Source organism: Rahnella sp. BIGb0236 (assembly GCF_004364755.1).
GTDB lineage: Bacteria > Pseudomonadota > Gammaproteobacteria > Enterobacterales > Enterobacteriaceae > Rahnella > Rahnella victoriana.
Map to the genome: position 1 here is coordinate 1 of NZ_SOAO01000032.1, position 1,205 is coordinate 1,205.

A 1,205-nucleotide genomic window follows, 5' to 3' on the forward strand; every position below is an offset into this window, starting at 1 on the left:
TTAAAACCCCCTCCCAACCTTGTATGTTCATTTCAATGATTGATTTACGTCGTTGATCATTGAAATCTCTTTCAAGCATCTATTATTTTAACGAGTTCTAAACTGATGTGGCAGCAAGTCCAACCTCTGGGACATCAAGCCCGTGGGGGAGCATCTCTGCGTTACGTCAGCTCATTTTTAACCCGAACAGCTGCCTGGGCGGTGCCTGCACCAGCCCGTATCTACAAGGACGGGAAATAATGAATCAGTCTCAAAAAGCATTTGTCGGCGTCGATATTTCTAAAGAAACCTTCGATGTTTTTATTAACGTTGGCAATTTCTATCAGAAGTTTACTAATAATCAAACTGGCCATGTCGACTTCATTAATTTGCTTAAAAATTATGATGTTGCACAAATAGTCATGGAGGCTACTGGTCGTTATCATTGCGTGTTAGCCGCAAATTTATCCGTGGAAAACTATCCCGTATCGGTCGTAAACCCACGGCAGGTTAAGCATTTTTCCTTGTCGCTCGGTAATCTCGCGAAAACGGACAAGCTTGATGCCATGGTGCTTAGTCGCTTTGCACAAGTCGTGTTGCCGCCGCTGACAGTAGCAAGTGATGAGCAGACCCAGCGGCTTGCGCAAATGGTGACAAGACGGCGTCAGTTGATCGATATGCGGACGATGGAAAAAAACCGCCTTGATGGTGTCCATCTTGATGTTGCGGAACTCATTGACCATCACATCGAGTGGCTGAACAGCCAGATAAAAGATCTCGATGATGACATCGGACGGCAGTTGCGTGTGATGCCACTGTGGCAGGAAAAAGCAAAAATCCTGAGCAGTGTCAAAGGAGTAGGCCCAACAACGACGGCGACGTTATTAGCACTTCTGCCAGAGTTAGGAACACTGAGCCGGAGGAAAATTAGTGCTCTGGTGGGTGTGTGCCCTTATTCACACGACAGCGGAAAGCTCAAAGGGAAGCGAGCTATCTGGGGAGGGCGTTCAGCGGTGCGGGCTGCATTGTATATGGCTGCGCTGGTGGCAAAAAAGAATAATAATGAAATCAAAACGTTTTACGACGGTCTCATCGCTCGTGGAAAGTTAAAGAAAGTTGCGCTAACAGCATGCATCCGGAAACTGGTGACAATCCTGAATGCGATGGTGCGAGATGGTCGTGAATGGGCAGCAAATTAATCGCTGCCGGATTGACATTCGACACAG

General features: G+C 47.1%; 1 protein-coding gene. It reads left to right on the forward strand.

Annotated features, from left to right (window positions below; translation table 11 throughout):
* Positions 1–239 precede the first annotated feature (239 nt).
* On the forward strand, positions 240–1,178 hold the full coding sequence (locus EDF78_RS25480) for an IS110 family transposase (RefSeq protein ID WP_133824214.1): 939 nt from the start codon (positions 240–242) through the stop codon (positions 1,176–1,178).
* Positions 1,179–1,205 lie beyond the last annotated feature (27 nt).

Excerpts from the sequence above, each read along its gene's own strand:
- EDF78_RS25480 (WP_133824214.1), top strand. The coding sequence starts at position 240 with ATGAATCAGTCTCAAAAAGCATTTGTCGGCGTCGATATTTCTAAAGAA.